Source organism: Treponema sp. TIM-1, assembly GCF_046533115.1.
In the GTDB taxonomy this organism is placed as follows: domain Bacteria; phylum Spirochaetota; class Spirochaetia; order Treponematales; family Breznakiellaceae; genus JAIRMO01.
In genome coordinates this window covers 1-17,939 of sequence record NZ_JAJQRC010000026.1, presented here as the reverse complement: position 1 = coordinate 17,939, position 17,939 = coordinate 1, and the positions used below count along the sequence as shown (strand labels likewise).

Annotated in this window: 16 protein-coding genes; 3 read left to right on the top strand and 13 right to left on the bottom strand. The window is 52.3% G+C overall.

Features of this window, described 5'->3' with window-relative positions:
* The 8 genes from LQZ21_RS10170 to LQZ21_RS10135 form a co-directional block, all read right to left on the bottom strand.
* Entirely contained in the window at positions 1-1,050 is a 1,050-nt protein-coding gene (locus LQZ21_RS10170; protein WP_411044223.1) for a DUF2804 domain-containing protein, read from the bottom strand.
* Between the two features lie 82 nt (positions 1,051-1,132).
* Positions 1,133-1,918, bottom strand: coding sequence for a creatininase family protein (locus LQZ21_RS10165; RefSeq protein ID WP_411044222.1), 786 nt, complete (start codon positions 1,916-1,918; stop codon positions 1,133-1,135).
* Between the two features lie 8 nt (positions 1,919-1,926).
* Positions 1,927-2,694 carry a creatininase family protein gene (locus LQZ21_RS10160; RefSeq protein ID WP_411044221.1) on the bottom strand — a complete coding sequence of 256 codons (768 nt, stop codon included), beginning with the start codon at positions 2,692-2,694 and terminating at the stop codon, positions 1,927-1,929.
* Positions 2,691-3,701: an ABC transporter ATP-binding protein gene (locus LQZ21_RS10155; RefSeq protein WP_411044220.1), complete on the bottom strand. Its 1,011-nt coding sequence runs from the start codon at positions 3,699-3,701 to the stop codon at positions 2,691-2,693. The genes LQZ21_RS10160 and LQZ21_RS10155 overlap by 4 nt, the downstream gene beginning before the upstream one ends.
* On the bottom strand, positions 3,698-4,714 hold the full coding sequence (locus tag LQZ21_RS10150; protein ID WP_411044219.1) for an ABC transporter ATP-binding protein: 1,017 nt from the start codon (positions 4,712-4,714) through the stop codon (positions 3,698-3,700). Before LQZ21_RS10150 ends, LQZ21_RS10155 begins: the two co-directional genes overlap by 4 nt.
* On the bottom strand, positions 4,714-5,583 hold the full coding sequence (locus tag LQZ21_RS10145) for an ABC transporter permease (RefSeq protein WP_411044218.1): 870 nt from the start codon (positions 5,581-5,583) through the stop codon (positions 4,714-4,716). Before LQZ21_RS10145 ends, LQZ21_RS10150 begins: the two co-directional genes overlap by 1 nt.
* Before the next feature lie 9 nt (positions 5,584-5,592).
* A complete protein-coding gene (locus tag LQZ21_RS10140; protein ID WP_411044217.1) occupies positions 5,593-6,540 on the bottom strand; it encodes an ABC transporter permease in 948 nt (315 codons plus the stop codon).
* 118 nt (positions 6,541-6,658) lie between these two features.
* On the bottom strand, positions 6,659-8,212 hold the full coding sequence (locus LQZ21_RS10135) for an ABC transporter substrate-binding protein (protein WP_411044216.1): 1,554 nt from the start codon (positions 8,210-8,212) through the stop codon (positions 6,659-6,661).
* A gap of 180 nt (positions 8,213-8,392) precedes the next feature.
* Between LQZ21_RS10135 and LQZ21_RS10130 the strand changes: the two genes are divergently transcribed.
* Positions 8,393-9,385 (top strand): radical SAM protein, encoded by a 993-nt coding sequence (locus LQZ21_RS10130; protein WP_411044215.1) that lies wholly within the window; start codon positions 8,393-8,395, stop codon positions 9,383-9,385.
* 6 nt (positions 9,386-9,391) lie between these two features.
* Here LQZ21_RS10130 and LQZ21_RS10125 read toward each other — a convergent pair whose 3' ends face one another.
* From LQZ21_RS10125 to dnaA, 4 genes are all read right to left on the bottom strand, one after another.
* On the bottom strand, positions 9,392-9,688 hold the full coding sequence (locus LQZ21_RS10125) for a DciA family protein (RefSeq protein WP_411044214.1): 297 nt from the start codon (positions 9,686-9,688) through the stop codon (positions 9,392-9,394).
* On the bottom strand, positions 9,685-10,767 hold the full coding sequence (gene recF, locus LQZ21_RS10120; RefSeq protein ID WP_411044213.1) for a DNA replication/repair protein RecF: 1,083 nt from the start codon (positions 10,765-10,767) through the stop codon (positions 9,685-9,687). The genes LQZ21_RS10125 and recF overlap by 4 nt, the downstream gene beginning before the upstream one ends.
* Positions 10,768-10,782: 15 nt before the next feature.
* On the bottom strand, positions 10,783-11,886 hold the full coding sequence (gene dnaN / locus LQZ21_RS10115; protein WP_411044212.1) for a DNA polymerase III subunit beta: 1,104 nt from the start codon (positions 11,884-11,886) through the stop codon (positions 10,783-10,785).
* Between the two features lie 197 nt (positions 11,887-12,083).
* Entirely contained in the window at positions 12,084-13,457 is a 1,374-nt protein-coding gene (gene dnaA / locus LQZ21_RS10110; RefSeq protein WP_411044211.1) for a chromosomal replication initiator protein DnaA, read from the bottom strand.
* Positions 13,458-13,957: 500 nt separating this feature from the next.
* Here dnaA and gyrB point away from each other — a divergent pair, with 500 nt between their 5' ends.
* The gene (gyrB, locus tag LQZ21_RS10105; protein ID WP_411044210.1) at positions 13,958-15,865 is read left to right on the top strand and encodes a DNA topoisomerase (ATP-hydrolyzing) subunit B; all 1,908 of its coding nucleotides are present in this window, start codon (positions 13,958-13,960) and stop codon (positions 15,863-15,865) included.
* A gap of 132 nt (positions 15,866-15,997) precedes the next feature.
* Positions 15,998-16,960, top strand: coding sequence for a PD-(D/E)XK nuclease domain-containing protein (locus LQZ21_RS10100; protein WP_486401692.1), 963 nt, complete (start codon positions 15,998-16,000; stop codon positions 16,958-16,960).
* A 17-nt stretch (positions 16,961-16,977) separates the two neighbouring features.
* Here the strand turns inward: LQZ21_RS10100 and kduD are convergent, their stop codons facing one another.
* The gene (gene kduD / locus LQZ21_RS10095) at positions 16,978-17,745 is read right to left on the bottom strand and encodes a 2-dehydro-3-deoxy-D-gluconate 5-dehydrogenase KduD (protein WP_411044209.1); all 768 of its coding nucleotides are present in this window, start codon (positions 17,743-17,745) and stop codon (positions 16,978-16,980) included.
* Between the last annotated feature and the right edge of the window lie 194 nt (positions 17,746-17,939).

The following is a 17,939-nucleotide window of genomic DNA, read 5'->3' as shown; positions in this document are numbered from 1 at the left end:
CTATATCCGTAAATAAAGTTTTTCTCCAAGCCCCCAAAGATTTCGCACCTGAATCTTTTTTTCCTCGGAATTTATCAACATGCCGTTGAAATAGCCCAGGGCGGTATCATGGTCGATTCTGGTAAGCAGGATGTTAAACGCAGTCCGCCTTGGTACCTGGGGGGTAAAGGTAAGATCCACCATTCCTTCCACATCCTGGATTACCCACTCCTTATCAACCCCCTCGGGCATGGTGATTCGTACCGGCGGCAGGGGGGTTAACCGGCCCTCTACCCAAAGGGCATTTTCATTGTTTTTGTTCGTCTCTTTCGTCTGATTCTCCACAATACTAAACCCAAAACTGCGGTTTTCCGCATCAAAGCCAAGTCCCGTACACCAAACCGAGTACATCCGGTAGGGAAAAAATCCCTTAATATCACCGAATATCCCCAAGGTTTTAGCCGGATCCAGGGAAATATGCCGGCCCTCAAAAACCATATCCCCCCGAAGCGCGGCAAGGACCTTATACGCATACATACAACGCCGCTCAGAAAAGGGCAAATTGACCGCCATGGGGGTGATCTTCTTCCGGTCTAAATCATATTCCAGATGGGCGGTAAAAGAAGGCCGCTTCCGGGTTGCCTTAATATCAAGATCTATCTTTATGGTATCGGCATATAGCCAATTATGTATTCGGAAAAAAAAACCATAGGATTGGCTGATGATCGAAGAATTGTATAGATCCCTGGGCAGTTTCCACCCATTAAGGGGTATCGTTTTTCTAAACTGCAAAAGTTTCTTGGTTTCCTTATCGTAGACATATACCTGGGCCATACGATAATATTTCATATTGGCTAACATCGCCTCAAGAAAAAAACAGTCACTGTTTATGATAAACGTTTCCCATTCCTTTATCCGGTAATCCCGCATCCACTTGGGGAAGGGAAAGGAAAAAGGACGGTGGATATTCAGCAGATCCACTTCATTAAAGGCCGATACCCAGGTACCCTGAAGGGGTTTTCCCTTTTCGATAGGAGTACCCTGGGGAGCTTGAATTTCCCTGGTATACATTAACTTACTATAACATAATCCACCGGATAAAGTAAGCTGGTAAGCCGGGGAAAATAACGGTCGAATTTTTCAGCGGTTTCCGCTAATTTCCCTTGTTTTGGAGCTCGATTTTTCTCAGCTCACCGATAAGACCGGCGTTGTAATCGATATAAGCTTCAAGAACATCGGCGCCGATCCGTTCATTGGCCCCCTGGGGAGGCGCGCCCAGGTTGCCGGCCCGGCCCAACCGGTAATCGTCTATCGTTGCAAAAAAGGGCTCTCCCTGGTAGGTAACGGTGTATCCGGCGCGGATATGCTCGCTCAGAATGGTATCCGGCACGGGGTCCTGGGCGCGGTTCATATCCACCAATTCCGGCTTAATCGCCAGCATACAGGAGGTCTCGTAGAAGCCGCCGTGGTCGTTACAGGGCAATTCCGGCTTGATTTGGGGTACCAGCAGCCACCATTCGGTGGAGGCGCAGAGGGCATGGTAGTCGTACCACAGGTCCCCGGTGACCATCCTGAGGACACCGGCATTGCCGCCATGGCCGTTAACAAACAAAAAGCGGCGGGCGCCGTGTTTGGCGTAACACGCCCCATAGGCGTAGAGGATCTTCCGCAGTAATTGGGGACTGAGGGATACCTGGCCGGGGAATTTTTTCCCTTCCGGGCCGTAGCCGTAGGGAAAAACCGGGGCAACCAGGGCGCCGGCCCGTTCCCCTATCAATGCCGCGCAATGCCCGGCAATATAGGTATCCGTTCCCAGAGGGTTGTGCTGCCCATGTTCTTCCAGCATCCCCACCGGAATAATCAGCACATCGTCGTGCCGCATATATTCTTCAAATTCGGTCCAGGAAAGTTCCGCTGCTAAAAGGGTTTTTCTTTTCATTTTGGGCTTTAAACTCCTCTGGGGATCCGGCGGATCTCCCGAATAATACCGGCGCAATAATCGGTATAGATCGTGAACATGCCTTCGCCGATTTCCCGCCGGGCCTCCTCGCTGGGGGCGCCGAAATTCCCCCGGGGGGTGATTTCACCGGTGGGAAGGTTAAGGGAAACCGCGGCTCCGCGGTAAAAAAAGCCGTAATCAAAGGTGATTTTATCGGTTAATTTTTCTATTTGTTTTGTGTCCGCCTTGGTCAAATCCACTATGCTTTCATCGATGGCCATCATCATGGAGGTTTCAAATTTTCCGCCATGATCGTGGGCCTTGTATTCGGATATTTTCGGCATAAGCTGCCACCACTCGCTGGAAGCGACAAAAACCCCATATTTCTCGTACAGCGCCGTCGCCGCATGGCGGAGGGCCCCATTGTTCCCGCCGTGGCCGTTGACAAAAAAGAAACGCCCCGCCCCGTGGCGGACAAAATTTTCGCAGACCTCAAAGACCAGATCCGTCAGAATAGCGGGGTCTATACTGATGGTGCCGGGAAAATCGATGAGGCCCTGGGCATTACCGATGGGTATGGCCGGGGCGACCAGGGCATCGGCCTTTTTTCCAATGGCCCGCGCCAGGGCATCGGCAATAAAAAAATCCGTCCCCAGGGGGCTCTGGGGCCCGTGTTCTTCGGTACTGCCCACAGGCAGGATGATCAGGTCATCCAGGGCTATGGCTTCGGCAAATTCCGGCCAGGACAGGTCTTCAATCAAGACGCTTTTTTTCATTGGCTTTTACGCTCCTTTTTTCGATACCGCGGATAAAAACAGGCTACCATATGTCCGGGGGATACCTCAATAAGCGGAGGCTCCTGGGTATCACATCCGGCGCCGCGGTATTTGCAGCGAGGGTGAAAACGGCAGCCCGGGGGCAGATTGATAGGGCTGGGGGGTTCCCCCGAGATGGCGACTTCCCGGCTGCGGAACCGCGGGTCCAGCCCCGGTTCGGCGTGAAGCAGCACCTCGGTGTAGGGGTGTTGGGGATTTGCAAAGATCTCCCCGGTCCGGGCAAGTTCGATAATTTTGCCCAGGTACATCACGGCGACCCGGCCGGCGATATGCCGGACCACCCGCAAATCGTGGGAAATAAACAGCATGGTCAGGTTGAGTTTAGTCTGCAGATCCGCCAGCAGGTTGATGACCTGGGCCTGAATGGAAACATCCAGGGCGGATACCGGCTCATCGGCAATGATAATCCGGGGATTCAGGACAATGGCCCGGGCTATACCGATGCGTTGGCGCTGCCCCCCGGAGAATTCGCTGGGCAGGCGATCAGCGGCATCCGGAGTGAGCCCCACCATGTCCATAACTTCTTTGATTTTCTCTTCCATGTGTTTTTTGCCGCAGACCCGGTGGAACCGGATCGCCTCCGCCAGGGTGTCGTGTACGGACATCCGCGGATTCAGGGAAGAATACGGGTCCTGGAAGATCATCTGCAGGTTTTTACGGTAGGGCCTCAGGCTGCGGTCACTCATTTTTGCCAGGTTTACCCCATCAAAGAACACGTCCCCCCCATCGGGCTTGTACAGCCGGATGATGGTCCGGGCCAGGGTACTTTTGCCGCAGCCGCTTTCCCCCACCAACCCCAGGGTCTCCCCCTGAAGGATGTCCAGATCCACCAGATCCACCGCATAGAGATATTCCTGGGGTTTTCGCAGGGCCACGTCGATGATCTGACGCTTCACCGGGAAGTGCTTTTTCAGGCCCCGTACTTCTATTAAAGGGCTTTCGTTCATATCCGGGGGGCCTCCTCTTTTTCATCGATAAAACCGCCGAGGCCGTCCAGCTTTTTATAAAAAAAACAGCGCACCCGGTGACCGGGGGCAAGCTCGGCAAGGTCCGGCAGTTCCCCTTCGCAGCGGCCTTCTTTAAAGGCGCAGCGGGGCGCAAAGGGGCAGCCGGGCAGGGGGTCGGCCAGGTTGGGGGGAGCGCCGTTTATGGATTCCAGCCGCCGGTTACCTTCCCGGGGGATGGAACTGAGAAGACCGTAGGTATAGGGATGCCGGGGTTCGGCGAAAAGGGTTACCGTATCGCAAAGCTCCATAATATGCCCCGCATACATCACCGCTACAAAATCGCACATCTGGGACACCACGCTCAGATCGTGGGTTACCAGGATCATACTCATCCTGAGTTTTTCCCGCAGACTGTTTATCAGCAGCATGATCTGGTTTTGGATGGTCACATCCAGAGCCGTGGTAGGTTCGTCCGCCAATAAAAGGCGGGGATTCCCCGCCAGGGCAATGGCGATCATAACCCGCTGGCGCATACCTCCGGAAAACTGGTGGATGTACTCGTGCATCCGCTTCTCGGGGCTGGGAATACCCACCAACCGTAACAGTTCGATGGACCGGTGGTATTTTTCCGTTCTCGAAAGTTTGGGCTCCAGGGCCTCGTAGATCTGGGTCTTGATGGGTATCACCGGGTTGAGGGCCGACATGGGTTCCTGGAAGATCATGCTTATCTCCCGGCCCCGGAGCCGGCGTATGGATTCGTCGGAAATACGCAGAATATCGGTTTCCCCCTGGGTACCACGGTATCGAATTTCACCCCGGATGATTTTCCCCGGTGGATGTATAAGCCGGGAAATAGACCGGCAGATCGCTGTTTTGCCGCAGCCGCTTTCCCCCACCAGACCGAAGGTTTCCCCGGGGAGTACCTTAAAACTCACGCCGTTCACAGCCTTTACCACCGCGCCGCCTGAAAAAAAATAGGTGTGCAGGTCTTTTACCCGTAATAGAGCTTCCACTACGACCTCCCTTTGGTCCGCAGCAGGTCCGAAAGGCCGTCGCCGATCAGACTAAAGCCGGTACCGGTAAGGGCAAGAAACAGGCCCGGAAAGGCAGCTATCCACCAGGCATTGGAGATATAGGCCCGCCCGCTGTCGATAATGGCCCCCCATTCCGGGGTAGGGGGCTGAATACCGAGACCCAGGAAACTCATAGAGGCGCCGGCCAGCATACACATCACCACATCCGCCGCGGCATAGACCACGCAGCCAGAGATCACATTGGGCAGCAGGTGGCGGAGCAGGATCCGAAGGTCCGTATACCCCAGGACCTTTGCCGCCTGGACATATTCCGCGTTTTTTGCCACCAGCACCTCCCCCCGGACCAGCCGGGCGTAATGCATCCAACTGACCAGCCACATGGCGATAAACAGATTGGTAATGCTGGGACCGGTGATGGTAACCACCACAATAACGACCAGGGTGAAGGGAAAGGCCATAAAGATATCGCAGGCCCGCATCATCAAACTATCCACCAAACCGCCGTAATATCCCGCCACCAGGCCGATAAGGGTACCGACAACAAAGGGGGTTATCACCGATACGATCCCCATCATCAAATCGATCCGGGTTCCCCATATCACCCGGGAAAAAATATCCCGGCCCAAATGGTCGGTGCCAAAGAGATGCTCCGCCGAGGGGGGCAGGAGCATACGGTCGGCACTGTAATCCAGGGGGTTTTGTTTTGCCACGGCCCCGGGGAACAGGGCGAGGAAGACCATCACCAGAACAATTAGGGAACCGGCGATAATACTGGCGTTCCGCAGCGCGGGAGGCCGGGCTTTTTTTCTTCGTAATTTTGATTCACGGATGGCCGTAAGGGTAAACATGACGGACTCCTATTCCAGGGTAACCCGGGGGTCCAGGGCGGAATAGAGGATGTCGGTGATCAGGTTCACCATCATAATCAAAAAAGAGGTGACCAACAAGGTCCCCTGAACCACCGGATAATCCCGGCCAAAGATGGATTCTACCATCAGCTTACCGATGCCGGGTAAATTAAAGACCGTTTCCGTGATGGCGCTGCCCCCTATCATGGCGGCCACCTGCATGGAAAGCAGGGTAACACTGGAAACCAGGCCGTTGCGGATGATGTGGCGCATCCGGACGGTGTTATTGGGGATACCCTTGCTGCGGGCAAAATCCACAAAGTCACTCCGGGAAATGTCCACGATGCTGTTCCGGGCGTTCCGCATGATCAGCGCCGAAGTGGCCAGGGACAGGGTAAAGGCGGGCAAAACCAGGCCCCGCAGGTGTTCCAGGGGGGTGGTCCCCCAGCCGCCGATGGGGAAGATCTTCAATTTAAGGGCAAACAGGATGAGCAGCAACAGGGCTATCCAGAAGGTAGGGACCGAAAGGGCTATCAGGGCACCCCCCCGGATCACCTGATCCGGCAGCTTATCCTTGTTTGCCGCGGCCATATACCCCAGGGGCAGGGAAAAAACCGCCGCAAAGAGGCATGCCAGAAGGGTAAGGGATACCGTCATGGACAGCCGCTTTACCAGGAGGTCCATGACCGGCTGGTGGTATTTGATGGAGGTCCCCAAATCAAAACGAAAGAGGTTACCCATAAAAATACCATATTGTACCGCCAGGGATTCGTTAAGGCCCAATTTTTCCCGCAGGGCCTCCACACTGGCCAGGGAAGCCCGGTCACCCAGCATCAGCCGGGCGGGATCGCCGGGGATAAAGTGGATCAGCATAAAAACAACTACGGTGATCACAAACAAAACAGGGATCATCTGGGACAGCCGCTTTAAGATGTAATTGAGCCGCTTCAATGCCATGCCTCCCGGCAAAATAAACTACCCCGTCCTTCAGGGCGAGGTATGCATTCCAATAAACTTACCCCACGGCAGAACCGTGGGGTATGAAACCCTCCATATCCTGGGGATGAAAAAGGCGCTACAGTTTTGCCAGATTGGTCAGATCGTATTGGCCAAGGGGGCTCTGATTAAAGCCGGTAATGTTTTTCCGGGTCGCCAGGAAATATGTGGCCTGGTAAATCGGGAACAGGGGGGCCTCATCGTAGAGTATTTGCTGTATCTCCTTATAGGCTTCCTTGCGGACGGCGTTATCCACCGTACCCGCGGCGATTCCGGCCAATTCGGTAACCCGGGGGTTGTTGAACCCGGTATGGAAACCATGGCTCTGGTTATACACCGCGATAAAATCCGTAAGCCCCTGGGGGTCGTTGGTATCCTCGGACCAGCGCAGCATGGTGATGGTGTGGTTCAGGGTGTCGAACTGCTCGCTCAGGGCGGCCCCTTCCATGGGGGTCAGATTCAGGGTAACCCCAATCTTTGCCCATTGTTCTTTCAACAGGGTAGCGATTCCCTCCACCACCGTATTACCGTTGGTAAAACTGATCTCGGTGGTAAAACCATTGGGATACCCCGCTTCCGCCAGCAGGGCCTTGGCCTTCTCAGGGTCGTAACCCTCGTCCACGATATCGGTATTGAAGAATTGCCCGATAACCCGGGGGTACACATTATAGGTCGCCTCCCCATATCCAAATACGGCAATCTTGATGATCTCCTCTTTGTTGGTGGCCAGCCGCAGGGCCCGGCGGACCTTGGCGTTGTTCAGGTAATCTCTGGTAATGTTGAAGTTAACATAACGCTGTTCGGTGGAATTCACTATTTGGACATTCAGGTTTGAATCGGCCTGAAGCTCCGCGATCCGGTTGGCCGGAGGAGTCAGGCATACATCAATATCCCCGGCCTGTAACTGCATAATCCGGGTATTATCATCTTCCACCACATTGAACTGAAGGACATCAACCGTGGGCGCCTTGCCATGGTAATAGGGATTTTTCTCCATGCGGTAAAATTCGTGCATCCCCCAATCAGTAAAATAGTAGGGCCCCGTACCCAGAGGGCGTTGGAAGTATTCATCGGCGCCGAGCTTATCGAATTGGGCTTTGCTCTGGACGCAGAAATTATGCACCGCCAGCATGGACAGGAAGGGGGCATTCAGGGCCGTTAATTCAATGACCAGGGTATTTTCATCCGGGGCGGTGATATTTTTTATAGGAGCGGCATAGGAAGCCCAGGGGCTTTCTTCGGTATCCCGGGCCCGTTCAAGGGACCAGATCCAGTCCGCGGTGGTTACCGGGGTACCGTCCGCAAACTTTACCCCCGGTTTCAGGTGGAAGGTGTAGAAAAGGCCGTCGTCGCTGATCTCCCAGCTTTCCGCTAAAGCGGGGGCCAGTTCAACCCCGCCGTCCGGGGTCTGGATGGTGTTAACCAGGCTCTCAAAGGCCAGCTCAATGATCCACAAAATGGTACCGTCTTCGTGAACCGGGTCCAGGGTACCATAGGGGGTATCCACATTACAACCAATGACCACTTCTATGGGGCTCGATGCGGCAACCGCCGGAGCGGATGAACCGGAGCCGCCGCAGGCGGCCAACATAAAAACCGCCGCTGCGGATAACCAAAGGGCACATTTTTTCATCGCTTTCCTCCTAAAAAAAGATTACAGACAACTTTACCTTCAAATTGAGGGAGTTTGGAAACAGACCTTATGACTATGGAATATGAGCGGGGTTTTGTCAATGATTCGCGGTAAGGCGATATACCCCCCCCAAGATTGTAATCTTCATGGGAATGCCCTACTATCCTATAGGTGGACGCTTTGCATATAACCGATACCTATGCGGCCTGTGATCTCTGTCCCCGCGGCTGCGGGGTGAACCGCTTATCCGGCGGGAAAGGGTATTGCGGGGAAACCGCGGAACTCCGGATTGCCGCCGCGGGTATACACCGGGGGGAAGAACCTCCCATCACCGGCGGGGGCGGGTCCGGGACTATCTTTGTAAGCGGCTGCAATCTGGGCTGCGGGTTCTGTCAGAACTGGCAAATTTCCCGGGCGGGAATGGGCAGGATGGTTACGGAAGGGGAATTCGCCCGGATCTGCATGACCCTCCAGGAGCAGGGGGCGGAGAATATCAATATCGTCACGGGAAGCCATGCTGTGCCCGCCCTGGCGCTGGGGATCAAGGCCGCCCGGGCCCAGGGGCTTACCCTGCCGGTATTGTGGAATTCCTCGGCCTATGAAAGCCTTACTGCCCTGGATCTACTCCGGGATATTGCGGAGGTGTACCTCCCGGATCTCAAAACCCTGGACCCGGCCCTGTCGGCCCGGTTTTTCAAGGCCCCGGATTACCCGGAACGGGCCGCAGCAGCGATACGCAGGATGATGGACTTTCGGGAACTTCGGTTCGGGCCCCCCAGAACGATAGGCCCCGATGAAGCCGGCTCCCCCCGGGTCCTCCGGTCCGGGGTGCTTATCCGGCATTTGGTTTTACCCGGTTACCTGGGCGCCACCCGGCAGGTACTCCGCTGGTATGCCGATAACGCCCAGGGCTGGGCCCTTTTTTCCCTGATGACCCAATATACCCCGCCGAATCCCACGGAAGCGGATATTCCCGGCCGCGCTATTTCGGAAGCGGAATACGAAACCCTGCTCCGCTGGCTTGAGGAATTTGAGATAGAAGACGGCTTTTATCAGGAACTGGTCCCCGGAAACACCGATTGGCTCCCGAATTTTGAAAAACCCAATCCCTTTTCTTCGGAACTTTCCCAGCCAACCTGGCATTGGAAGCAGCCGGTTCAGCGCCCTTCCTAAGCCCGGCTACCGGCTTAACCGAAAGGATAGCTCCGTGATGGAGAATTGGGGAAACCGGCAGCGGATTTTTTCGAGGAGGTCCTTTTTTTTGGTCGTCAGGATCTGGATCCAGCCGGGATGATCCGCCTCTACCAACAGGACGGATCCTTCCAGCTCTTTTATCCGGGAATGACCGGCCGCGGCGGCAATATTAGCCTCCTCGGTCAAAAGCTCCCAGGATAAAAAAAGCTCCGAATAACCCTGAGATTTTTTTAAGATCCGGTCATTTAAAATTAACGCGAGTATATCCCCTGCTTTTTTCATGTGGTCAACACCCCACCGGACATAGTATATACCACGGTATGGGATTTACGATACCGGTCATAGGGTTCTTCGGGTAAAAAGGTATAGAAAGCCTGTTCATATTCGGGCATGACCAAAAGGAATTTCCGCCGTTTTTCCGGATCCAGCTCCAAAAGTACGTCATCTAAAAGAAGCACCGGGTTTTTCCCGGTTACCTGGGAAAAACGCCGGGCCTGGGCGATCCGGAGCAGCAGGGCTAAAAGGCGGCGCTGGCCGGTGGAGGCCTTACCGGAAAATTCCTCCCCGTCCCGGGTAAAAACATACCGGTCCCGGTGGGGACCCGAAAGGCAGGCCCCGGCGGCCATATCGGCCTCCCGCCGCTTCTCCAAAAACGCCGTAATCCCCTCCAGGGTAGCCGCCTTCCACGAGGGAACATACCCCACCGTAATGGCGTTTATGCCGGAAACTTCCTCATACAGGGGGCCGAAGGTTACGGAGAATTGCTCCGCCGATTCCGCCCGCTTTTCCATCAGTTGCAAGCCGTACAAGGCAAGCTGGGGATCCAGGGCGTCCAGTACCGCCTTGATATCCCGGTTGCCGTAATTTTCCTTTAAGAGGGTATTCCGGGTTTTTAGAACCCGGCGGTATTTTCTCAGGTCTTCCAGATAAAGGGGATCGTAAAGACTCTGACTCTGATCAAAAAACCAGCGCCGCCGTTCAGGACTGCCCGCCACAAATTCCATATCTTCATGACAAAAAACAATACAGGGGGCTACTTCCAGCAGTTCCTTCCGGTCGGTTATATTTTTTCCATCGATTTGTATGCTTTTTTTGCTGCCCTCTAGCTTTACCAGGACCTTTTCATAAACGGAATTCTTTATTTTTATCGAAGCGGAACAGTCCTTTTCCCCATTTCGGATCAATTCCCGGTCCCGAACCCCCTTAAAAGACGAAGCATAGGAACAAAAGTAAAGGGCTTCAAGAAAATTGGTCTTACCCTGTCCATTTTCACCGACCAGAAAAATATCCCTTCCATCGGTATGTATCTCAGCATCCACCAGGTTCCGAAAGGCGGTTATCCGCAGGCTGGCAACGGACATAGTGCAACAGGCCGGTTAATCAAGCTGCATGGGCATGACAATATGAAAAAAGTCTTTCTCCGGGACCGGTTTGATGGTTATGGCCCGGGTTGGTTCGGTAAAATGAACGCTTATTTCATTTTCACTCATGACTTTAAAGGGTTCTTCGATATAACGGTAATTAAGGGCCATGGAGACCTTTTCCCCTTCATACTTACAGGATATTTCCTCCCGGGCAATCCCCAACTCGCTTTCTTCGGAAGAAACCGATATAATCCCCGGTTCAAGCCCCAGATAAACCCGCCGGGACTTCTGCTCCACCAAAAGGGAAACCCTTTTCAGGGCATCCAGCATTTCAAGACGGTCTACGGAAAAAGAAAAGGTCTGTCTTTCCGGAATAACCTTGCTATAATTGGGAAACTGGCCCTCAATAAGGACCGAGGAAAGAAGGTAGGATCCAAACCGGACAAAAATCAGCTTATCGGTCACGGAAATTGAGATAAGCCCCTCATCCCCGGCCCTTTTGGTAATGATATTGAGAATCTTAGGGGGAATAATCACCCCGGTAAAATCTTTTATGCCATTTCCCGCTTCTTTTTTTATATACGCAAGCCGGCGGCCATCGGTGGCCACCATGACGATCGTATTTTCCTGCTTTTCAAAAAACACTCCGTTCATAAAATAACGGGTTTCGTCATCGGATATGGCAAATACCGTCTGTAGTATCATATCCTTGAATTCCCTGACCGGCATTTCAAAAAATTCATCTTCCCTGACAGCCGGAAATTCAGGGAATTTATCCGAATCAATACTTTTAAGCTGGAATCTAATCTTCTTAAATGCCGGCCGGATGACTATTTTCATGTCATCCTGTTCAAATTCCAGTTCCCCATCGGGGATGGAATTGAGTATACCCAGGAATTTTTCCCCAAAAACAGTGATTGACCCCGGTTCCCGGACAATTACCGGCACTTTGGTCTCAAAATTCACCTTAATATCGGTTGCCTTTATATAAAGGGTATCATTATTCGCTTCAAGGTATATATTTGACAATATAGACATGGCATTTTTCGACGATATTATTTCCTGGGCTATGGATATTTCTTTAAGCAAGACGCTCCGTTCACAATTAAATCTCATATCTTACTATCTCCTAATTATATATATATATAGTAATATATAGTAGTAAGGTCTGTTAATATGTGGAAAAATCACTTATTTCCATATATTATCACTAATTATACTTTTCACAATATATGAAGAAGTATTATATATATTATACTCAATCCACCGTTGTTTAAAATATCCACCGCTTATACTAAAGATAGTAACAGGTTTTAAGATTTAGCGCTATATTCTTTTATGAGCCTGATAAAATTTTGTATAATGGAATCCATGGTCGGATCGGATCGGATCCGTTCTTCTATCATATTACAGGAATACATAACCGTGGTATGATCCCGTCCTCCTATGAATTGGCCTATTTCGGTGGTGGAATATTCGGTAATCTGCCGGGCTATATACATGGAAAGCTGCCGGGGAAACACGATATTCTGCGTTTTTTTTCGCCCCTTAAGATCATTAATCGTCAGGGAATAGTTTTCCGCCACCACCCGTAAAATGGTATCCAGGGACATATTTGACTGCCGGGGAGAGGCAAATACGTCTTTAAGCTGCTGTTGGGCTATTTCTAGGGTTATGGGTTTTCCTACTAATTCGCTATAGGCAATAAGTTTAATCAGGGCCGCTTCCAGGTCCCGGATATTGGAGGAGACGTTTTTGCTTACCAGGGCAATCACCTCATCGGGAATGGATATATTCTTTATTTCTATCTTCTTTTTTAAGATGGCGCACCGGGTTTCATAATTTGGCGGTTGAAGATCCACGTTAAGGCCCATTTCAAAACGGGTACGAAGGCGGGCGGGAAGGTTTTTCAGCTCGGAAACCGGACGGTCACAGGTAAAAACCATCTGTTTTTTGGCGTTATACAGGGCATTAAAGGTGTGAAAAAGCTCTTCCTGGGTCCCTAATTTATTCTCCAAAAAATGAATATCGTCGACTAAAAGGATATCGGTATACCGGTATTTGTTTTTAAAGGCCGGCATCTTGTTTTCCTGAACAGACTGGATGAATTCGTTGGTAAAACTCTCCGCGGTGATATAGATGATTTTGTTATCCGAATGGGCAAACAGATAGTTTCCTATGGCCTGCATGAGGTGGGTTTTTCCCAGACCTACCCCACCGTAGATGAGTAAGGGATTGTAGGCATTACCGGGGTTACGGCTTACCGCCATGGCGGCATTGGCGGCGAAGTTATTGTTCTCGCCGATAACATACTTATCAAAGGTATAGTTTTCCCGGAGATGTAAATGGTTTCCCTCTTTTTTATGCGGACCGATGGGGGCCGGAGCGCTAGTTTCCGGTGCGGCCGATGGAGCGGGATCTTCCGTACCCGCTTGATTAGGATTGATTTCAAAAATAATGGATATATTTTTATCGGTTAAGAGGTGTAATTTATTTTCCATCGCGCTTTGGTAACGCTTTTTAATCATGTCCCGTTGGAGTGAAGTAGGGACGGAGACGATGATTTCATGTTCCGTGGACCGGACATATTTTATAGTAGACCCCAGAGAAAAGCCCGGTTCCCCCAACGCTCCCCGGATATGCTCCATGGTTTCATTCCATACTAGTTCATAATCCCATTCATCCATGAGTATATCCTTAAAATAGCCCGAAAGATATCAACAAATTATCCACAACAAAAAAAATGATACTGAATAAGTAAAAAGATGGTCCGGCCACTTTTTTATATTTCCCCTTAATATCTGAATAGTAATATAACGCTAATTTCATATAATACAAGTAAATATCAAATATAAAACGCTATTTACACGATAACCATAGAAATTCGAGTGCAAATAAAACCATAACAGAAGTCTCTCAAAAAACTATCCACAATTTATGCACAAGCAAAAAACCACCGCCAGAGGCGGCGCTGGTTCAAATTCGCTGACACTCCCCATCCCATACAAGCGGGTGCTTGGATAATACTCCATCTCAATAAAGAGATGCAATGTTAATTCTACTCTATCTTTACTTTTTTATGCAATATTACTATACTAAAACCACGTATTAAAAATACGTTTTTAACGTTGTTTTCCCGAAACTTCAATTTTAGGAAAGACTCCATTTACTTCAGGAAAAAAATAGGATGAATTCAGAATATTCTGCCCAAAATATTCAGGTTCTTAAGGGCCTGGAAGCGGTACGAAAACGTCCCGGTATGTATATAGGAACCACCGGCATTGATGGGCTCCATCATTTGGTGTTTGAGGTGGTGGATAACTCCGTGGACGAAGCCATGCAGGGTCATTGTGACACAATTCTGGTGGTTTTGGAAGGGAACGATGTGGTTCGGGTGGAGGACAACGGCCGGGGCATCCCCGTGGATCTCCACCCCACCGAAGGCGTCAGCGCCCTGGAACTGGTGATGACCCGGCTCCATGCGGGGGGCAAGTTCGATAAAAAGTCCTACAAGGTCTCCGGGGGGCTTCACGGGGTGGGGGTGTCGGTGGTTAACGCCCTTTCCGAATGGTGCGAGGCCATTATCCACATGGACGGCAAGATATATACCCAAAGATACCGCATCGGCGTCCCTGAAAGCCCCACCCGGGAAGCAGGCGAGACCAGCCGCCAGGGCACGGTGATCCGGTTTAAGGCGGATACTTCAATTTTTGAGACCACCACCTATAACTTTGACGCCCTCTCCAACCGCCTGCGGGAGCTGGCCTTCCTCAATAAGGGCCTTAAGATCACCATCCGGGATGAGCGGCTTTCGACCCCCAAGGTCCACGACTTTAAATTTGACGGGGGCGTCAAAAGCTTTGTGGAATACCTCAACGAGAACAAGACCGTCCTGTACAAGGACCCTATTTTTATCGAAGGGACCCGGGACGGGGTGGAGGTGGAATGCGCCATCCAGTACAACGACGGCTTTAACGAGATTATGTTCTCCTTTGTGAACGATATCAATACCCGGGAAGGGGGCACCCATCTGGTGGGGTTCAAGTCTGCCCTTACCCGGACCTTAAATGAATACCTCAAGAAGTCCAAACAGGCAAAAAAGCTGGAGGAAAGCCTCTCCGGGGATGATGTCCGGGAGGGGCTAACCGCGGTGCTGTCGGTAAAGGTCCCCAACCCCCAGTTTGAGGGTCAAACCAAGGGAAAGTTGGGGAATTCGGAAGTCAAGGGTATTGTGGAGTCCCTGGTAAATGAGCATTTGGAACTTTTTCTGGATCAACACCCCGATGTCATAAACAACATTCTGGAAAAGTCCGTCCTGGCCGCCAAGGCCCGAATCGCCGCCCGCCAGGCCCGGGACGCTACCCGGCGCAAAAACATGATGGACAGCGCCGGCCTTCCGGGAAAGCTGGCGGACTGTTCGGAAAAGGACCCGGCCCTTTGCGAGCTTTTTATTGTGGAGGGAGATTCCGCCGGGGGCTCCGCCAAAATGGGCCGGAACCGCCGGTACCAGGCGATCCTCTCCCTTTTCGGCAAGATGCTCAATGTGGAAAAAACCCGGATCGAAAAGGTGGTAACCAATGAAAAACTCCAGCCTATTATCGCCAGTATCGGGGGCGGCGCGGGGAACGACTTTAACGTGTCCAAGATCCGCTACCACAAGATCATCATCATGGCCGATGCCGACGTGGACGGTTCCCATATCCGCACCCTGCTCCTCACTTTTTTTTACCGGTATATGACGGAGCTTATTGAGCGGGGCCATGTCTACCTGGCTATGCCCCCCCTCTATAAGGTGACTTACGAAAGAAAGAGCTTTTTCGCCTACGATGACGCGGAGAAGGACCGGATCCTCACGGAATCCGGCAAGGATCCGGAAAAGGTCGCGGTCCAGCGTTACAAGGGCCTGGGGGAGATGAACGCCGACGAGCTCTGCGACACCACCATGGACCCGGCCCAGCGGAACATCATCCAGGTCCACCTGGACGACGCCGTGGAAGCGGAGCGGATTTTCTCCACCCTCATGGGGGAACACGTGGCCCCCCGCCGGGAGTTCATCGAGGCAAACGCCCTGGCGGTGACGAATCTGGACGTGTGAGGGTAGCAATTCTCAGGTTCAACAAAGGACGGTTAAATTGGGGTCCTGAAAACCGCAGACCCCTGGCTCCGGTTTGTTTTTCTGACGGGGGTTACTTCAGACCCTAAAGGGTCTGCATTCTCTCAGGTCAGCGTGTTTAGCGATCTCAACCAACTGCGGGACATCAGCCTGGACGAGGCCTATGGGGAAATCTGCGGTATTTCGGAACGGGAACTGACGGAAACCTTTGCCAATGAATTGGAAGCCCTGGCGGAACGAAACCATATGACCTATGACGAAGCCCTGGCGGGGATGCGGAAACGGTTTAACGGCTACCATTTTTCCCGGAACAGTGAAGGGGTCTTTAATCCCTTCAGCATATTAAATACCCTGGCGAGCCGCGATTTCCAGTACTACTGGTTCCAAACAGGGACGCCCACGTTTCTCATCAAGCTGCTGCGGGATGCTGATTTTGACTTGCGGGAATTTGCCGACGGGGTCGCTATACCGGCCCCATCCGTGAACGACTACCGGCTCCAGGGGGGAAGTCCGGTTCCCCTATTGTACCAGAGCGGGTACCTTACCATCAAAGCGTATGACCGGCAGTTTGACGAATACCTTCTTGGTTTCCCCAATGAGGAAGTGCAGTACGGGTTTCTCAATTTCCTGCTGCCCTACTATATGCCGCGGATAGGGGAGGGCAAGGTTTTTTTCATCGGGAATTTCGTCAGAGATTTACAGAAGGGAGATGTGGAGGGATTTATGACCCGGCTGCGGGCGTTTTTTTCCTCCATACCCTACGAGTTGAATGATCAAACGGAGCGGTATTACCAGGGGATATTTTATGTAGCCTTTACGCTGATGGGGCAGTATGCGGGAGCGGAGGTACGGAGCGCCGCGGGCCGGGCGGATGCGGTGGTAACGACGAAAGACGCGGTGTATGTGTTTGAATTTAAATTAACCGGCCGGGGGACCGTGGACGAGGCGCTGCAACAGATAGAGGAGAAGGGGTATCTGATACCGTGGACAGCGGAGGGAAAGCGGCTGGTCAAGGTGGGGGCCGTATTTGATCCTGCCACCCGCACCCTGGGGAAGTGGCGGGCGGAACCGGCGTAGTAGGTTCCGCAGGTTCCCTATCTCCCAAGCCAGCCTCCGTCCACGGCGATGGTGAACCCGTTGAGATAATCCGACGCGGGCGAGGCGAGAAAGACCGCGGCCCCGGCAAGGTCCCGGGGAACGCCCCAGCGGCCGGCGGGGATGCGGCTGGTGATCTCCGCACGACGCTGCTGGTCCGCCCGCAGGGCGGAGGTGTTGTCGGTTTCAAAGTAGCCCGGAGCAATGGCGTTTATGTTGATGCCGTATTTGGCCCATTCATTGGCCATGAGCATGGCGAGTCCTTTGACCCCGCTTTTTGCCGCCGTGTAGGAGGGGATGCGTATGCCTCCCTGGAAGGAGAGCAGGGAGGCGATGTGAATGATCTTTCCCCCGGATCCCTGTTTGATGAACTGTTTGGCCGCCGCCTGACTGAGGAAAAAAAGGCTTTTAAGGTTGACATTCATTACCTCATCCCAATCCTCCTCGGTAAAGTCCACCGAATCGGCGCGTTTGATGGTCCCCGCGTTATTTACCAGGATGTCCGCCCGGCCGAAAGCCTTCAGGGTTTCTTCGAGTATTTGGGGAATGCTCTTTTGAGAGGCGAGATCCGCCGAAAAATAGTGAAATTTTTTCCCGCAGTCTTCAACCGCTTTCCTGCATGCCGGGGCATCGGGAGCATGGCCCACGCCCATGATGTCGGCGCCGGCTTCGGCAAGCCCCTGGGCAATACCAAGGCCAAGCCCCCGTCCGCAGCCGGTAATGATGGCGGCCTTTCCGTCTAATTTGAATAAATCAAGAATACCCATATTTTCCTTTCTGTTATTTATATTTTCTGTAATTACTAGCATAACGTGGGTTCGACAAAAAGAAAAGAAGCCCGCGAAGTATACGAATGAACGTTTTCGCGGACCCTTAGGAACTGTTCAAGAATAAAATGCGATGCATTTTATTCTAATTGCTTACGCAATAACGAAATAACTTGCCCTTTTGGGCAAGTTAT

Coding starts and splice junctions, on each gene's coding strand:
- LQZ21_RS10140 (WP_411044217.1), bottom strand. CDS start 6,540: ATGGCATTGAAGCGGCTCAATTACATCTTAAAGCGGCTGTCCCAGATG.
- LQZ21_RS10125 (WP_411044214.1), bottom strand. CDS start 9,688: ATGAAAAAAGCAGGGGATATACTCGCGTTAATTTTAAATGACCGGATC.
- LQZ21_RS10145 (WP_411044218.1), bottom strand. CDS start 5,583: ATGTTTACCCTTACGGCCATCCGTGAATCAAAATTACGAAGAAAAAAA.
- LQZ21_RS10135 (WP_411044216.1), bottom strand. CDS start 8,212: ATGAAAAAATGTGCCCTTTGGTTATCCGCAGCGGCGGTTTTTATGTTG.
- dnaA (WP_411044211.1), bottom strand. CDS start 13,457: ATGGATGAATGGGATTATGAACTAGTATGGAATGAAACCATGGAGCAT.
- recF (WP_411044213.1), bottom strand. CDS start 10,767: ATGTCCGTTGCCAGCCTGCGGATAACCGCCTTTCGGAACCTGGTGGAT.
- LQZ21_RS10165 (WP_411044222.1), bottom strand. CDS start 1,918: ATGAAAAGAAAAACCCTTTTAGCAGCGGAACTTTCCTGGACCGAATTT.
- LQZ21_RS10160 (WP_411044221.1), bottom strand. CDS start 2,694: ATGAAAAAAAGCGTCTTGATTGAAGACCTGTCCTGGCCGGAATTTGCC.
- gyrB (WP_411044210.1), top strand. CDS start 13,958: ATGAATTCAGAATATTCTGCCCAAAATATTCAGGTTCTTAAGGGCCTG.
- kduD (WP_411044209.1), bottom strand. CDS start 17,745: ATGGGTATTCTTGATTTATTCAAATTAGACGGAAAGGCCGCCATCATT.
- dnaN (WP_411044212.1), bottom strand. CDS start 11,886: ATGAGATTTAATTGTGAACGGAGCGTCTTGCTTAAAGAAATATCCATA.
- LQZ21_RS10155 (WP_411044220.1), bottom strand. CDS start 3,701: ATGAACGAAAGCCCTTTAATAGAAGTACGGGGCCTGAAAAAGCACTTC.
- LQZ21_RS10170 (WP_411044223.1), bottom strand. CDS start 1,050: ATGTATACCAGGGAAATTCAAGCTCCCCAGGGTACTCCTATCGAAAAG.